Source organism: Tianweitania sp., from assembly GCF_032053605.1.
Classification (GTDB): domain Bacteria; phylum Pseudomonadota; class Alphaproteobacteria; order Rhizobiales; family Rhizobiaceae; genus Tianweitania.
In genome coordinates this window covers 1-3604 of record NZ_DAMBUH010000126.1, presented here as the reverse complement: position 1 = coordinate 3604, position 3604 = coordinate 1, and the positions used below count along the sequence as shown (strand labels likewise).

Genomic DNA, 3604 nt, shown 5'->3' with positions numbered 1-3604 from the left:
CCGATCTTTGCCGGATCACAGGACTGATGAAGCCTCCCATTTGCCAAATGAACATCGGTTGAAGCGGTTCCGCAAGGCTGGATGTCGTTGTGTCCCGGCCTCAGCATCGCTAAACACGGGTTCATCCAGTTGAGGTGAAATGCAGAACTTCGTTACCGATACCGTGCTCAAGCGCGACGTCTTTTCCGAGACGCATAAGGGCCATCTGGCAGATGACGCTGAAACGCCGGTGATCCGCCGCATCGTTTCCGCAGCACCTTGGTGGTCGAAGCCGCTGGCCTGGACCCTGGCGCGCCGTGAGATCCGGGCGCTAAAGGCCGTGCGCGGTTTGCCCGGCACGCCGCAGCTTCTTCATACCGACAAGGACGGCCTGTTCCGCACCTGGAGCGAAGGCACGCCGCTGCATCTCGCGCGCCCCTCCCATGCCGGCTTCTACCGCGATGCCGCCGTCCTCCTGCGCAACCTCCGCCGCGCAGGCATCACGCATAACGATCTCGCCAAGCCGCAGAACTGGCTGATGACGCCGGATGGCAATGCTGCAGTGATCGACTTCCAACTCGCGTCGCTGCATCGCCGTCGCGGCAGCCTGTTCCACACTATGGCTTATGAGGACTTCCGCCACCTGCTGAAGCAGAAACGCGCCTTCGCGCCGCATCTGCTCACCCCCACCGGCAAGCGCCTGCTTGCCCGCCGTTCGCTCCCGTCGCGGATCTGGATGGCGACCGGCAAGCGCGTCTACAACCTTGTCACGCGCGGCATCTTCAACTGGTCGGATGGCGAAGGCACCGGCGATCGCATCGACAATGAGGGCGCGGCCATTCGCGACCAGCTTAGTGCTTTGCCCGGCGTCACCGATATCGCGCTTGCCACCTACCCGTTCCCGCGCAAGGGCACCGGCATCTATGCCTTCGTGGAAGCCGGCGCCGAGCTCGATCCGCATGATCTTGCCCGCCACGGCACCTCGGCCGATCTCGTGCAGCAGGTCGACGCCCTGCCGCGCGACGATCATGGCAATACCCGCACCGACCTCCTGTCGCTGATTGCCATGAACCGCATGCAGGAGCTGGAAGAGCGCACGGCGTCCGACCCCTTCCTGCGCAAGCTCACCGCCGAGATTTCCGCCGGCCGGCTCAACATGACCGACCGCCGCATCGCGTCTCAGGAAACAGGCCAGAACTAAGCGCGAACGGATTGTCTGGCACTTTAGTCTCGAATCACTACATTGCCGGATATGTCCGATCCCTTTGATTTGCCCTTCTTCGACGAGCCCGGCGGCGAACCGGCACCTAATCCTCCCGCCCGTAATGCCGGCGGCGGTATTGCCGCGCGTGCGATGGCGGCGCGTCGTGGCCCCCAGCCGGAAACGCCGGATTACGTCTCGGGCCTGAACCCCGAACAGCGCCTCGCCGTTGAAACCACCGAAGGTCCCGTGCTGGTTCTGGCGGGTGCGGGCACCGGCAAGACGCGCGTGCTCACCACCCGCATCGCCCATATCCTGGCCACCGGCCGCGCTTACCCCAGCCAGATCCTCGCCGTGACCTTCACCAACAAGGCCGCGCGTGAGATGAAAACGCGCATCGGCGTGCTGGTGGGCGAAGCGGTCGAGGGCATGCCCTGGCTCGGCACCTTCCACTCCATCGGCGTCAAGCTCCTGCGCCGTCATGCCGAACTCGCCGGCCTGCGCTCCAACTTCACCATCCTCGACACCGACGACGTCATCCGCCTCATCAAGCAGCTGATCCAGGCGGAAGGCTTGGACGACAAGCGCTGGCCCGCGCGCCAGTTCGCCATGATGATCGACGGCTGGAAGAACAAGGGCTACGGCCCGAAGGACATTCCGGAAGGCGACGCCCGCTCGTTTGCCAACGGCAAGGGCCGCGAGCTCTACCAGGCCTATCAGGACCGCCTGAAGACGCTGAACGCCTGCGACTTCGGCGACCTCCTGTGCCTGCCCATCCGCATGTTCCGCGAGCATCCGGACGTGCTGGCCGAATACCACCGCAAGTTCAAATACATCCTGGTCGACGAGTATCAGGATACCAACACCGCCCAATATATGTGGCTGCGCCTGCTCGCCCAGCGGCCCAAGGCTGAACGCCCAACCTCCCCCTTGAGGGGAGATCGAACCGAAGGCGGGGGTGGGGGTAGTCTTGGCACTGAGGGTTCCCCACCCCTTACCCCTGCCCTCAAGAGGGAGGGAGATGCGGCCGCGAGCGAAAACAGAGTCAACCTCTGCTGCGTCGGCGATGACGACCAGTCCATCTATGGCTGGCGCGGTGCGGAGGTGGATAATATTCTGCGCTTCGAGAAAGACTTTCCGGGCGCGGCCGTTATCCGCCTCGAGCGCAATTACCGCTCCACCGCCCACATCCTCGGCACGGCGTCGCATCTCATCGCGCATAATGAGGGCCGGCTCGGCAAGACGCTGTTCACCGAACACAGCGATCCCGACGCCTCCAAGGTCATGGTTCATGCCGCCTGGGATTCGGAGGAGGAAGCGCGCGCCGTCGGCGAGACCATCGAGCAGCTCCAACGCCCTGACCGCGAGGGCCGCCGCCACAACCTCAACGACATGGCGATCCTCGTGCGCGCGTCGTTCCAGATGCGCGAATTCGAAGACCGTTTCGTCACGCTTGGCCTGAACTACCGCGTCATCGGCGGTCCGCGCTTCTACGAGCGCCAGGAAATCCGCGACGCGATGGCCTATTTCCGCGTCGTCGCCCAGCCGGCCGACGATCTCGCCTTCGAGCGCATCGTCAATACCCCTAAGCGCGGCCTCGGCGAAACCACCATCCGCCAGCTGCACGACATAGCGCGCGCCCGAGGCGTGCCGATGCTGACCGCTGCCGAAGACATCGTCGAAACCGAGGAGCTGAAGGCCAAGCCGCGCGCATCGCTGCGCAATGTCGTCGAGAACTTCCGCCGCTGGCAGAAGATGCTCGACAACACCCCGCATACCGAGCTTGCCGAGATCATCTTCGAGGAAAGCGGCTACACCGACATGTGGAAGAGCGACCGCTCGGCCGAAGCGCCGGGCCGGTTGGAGAACCTGAAAGAACTGATCCGCTCGATGGAGGAATATGAGAGCCTGCGCTCCTTCCTCGAACATGTCGCGCTGGTCATGGATACCGAGCAGAACGCGGAGCAGGACGCGGTCACCATCATGACGCTCCATTCGGCCAAGGGTCTGGAATATGAAACCGTCTTCCTGCCCGGCTGGGAAGAAGGTCTGTTTCCGCACCAGCGTTCGCTCGACGAAGGCGGCCGCTCCGGCCTCGAAGAAGAGCGCCGCTTGGCCTATGTCGGCGTCACCCGCGCCAAGAAGAACCTGCATTTGTGGTTCGTCTCGAACCGCCGCATCCACGGCCTCTGGCAGTCCACCATCCCCTCGCGCTTCCTCGACGAACTGCCCGAAGCCCATGTCGACGTGGCGGAAGCCGGCTCGTCCTATGGCGGCTATGGCGGCGCCTTCGCGCAAGGTCGCGGCGGCCATGGCTCGGCAGGGCGCCAAAACCCCTACGGCGCATCCCGCTTTGATACCGTGGGGTCCGGCAACAATGCCGGCTCCGGCTCCTTCTCCAACACCTACGCCACCCCCGGCTGG

General features: G+C 64.2%; 2 protein-coding genes. Both read left to right on the top strand.

Translation table 11 applies throughout. The features are described 5' to 3' along the window. The first annotated feature begins 139 nt into the window (after window positions 1-139). Entirely contained in the window at window positions 140-1180 is a 1041-nt protein-coding gene (locus tag RTX98_RS18410) for a serine/threonine protein kinase (RefSeq protein WP_312798246.1), read from the top strand. Window positions 1181-1231: 51 nt separating this feature from the next. Then, window positions 1232-3604 (top strand): ATP-dependent helicase (locus tag RTX98_RS18405; protein WP_312798245.1); only part of this gene is annotated, 2373 nt, incomplete at its 3' end.